Annotated in this window: 1 protein-coding gene; it reads right to left on the reverse strand. The window is 37.8% G+C overall.

Features of this window, described 5'->3' with window-relative positions; genetic code table 11:
• The coding region (locus tag FCS21_RS17960; RefSeq protein WP_222928016.1) for an AAA family ATPase at positions 1-394 on the reverse strand (394 nt) is incomplete at its 3' end.
• Positions 395-405 lie beyond the last annotated feature (11 nt).

Genomic DNA, 405 nt, shown 5'->3' on the forward strand with positions numbered 1-405 from the left:
TTTGTTTTTCTAGTATGGCCTGATGGTTTGTCCATTGGGAAAGAACGGCCTCAAATCCTGCTGCTGCTTCCTCTTCTTTGACTAAAACAAATCTTTTTTGCAGAAGATGAAGTTCTTGCTCTAAATGATCTAGTTTTTGTTGCTGTTGCTTTGCTTTTTCCTTTAATCGCTCATTGAACTGTTGGAAAAACTGAGTACCGAACAAATGACGTAAAACAGTCTCTTTCTCACTGCTTGATGAAACCAAAAAATTACGGAATTCTCCTTGGGGCAGTAAAACGATTTGGGAAAACTGTTTCGCATCGAGATTCATCAGTTCTCTGATCAACTGGTCTGCTTCTGTACGTTTTGTGATTTGTTTTATTTCTTTTCCTTTCCCATCAAAAATGGTCAACGTTACTTTAG

Origin of the sequence: Colwellia ponticola, from assembly GCF_005885605.1 — a bacterium.
In the GTDB taxonomy this organism is placed as follows: Bacteria; Pseudomonadota; Gammaproteobacteria; order Enterobacterales; family Alteromonadaceae; genus Colwellia; species Colwellia ponticola.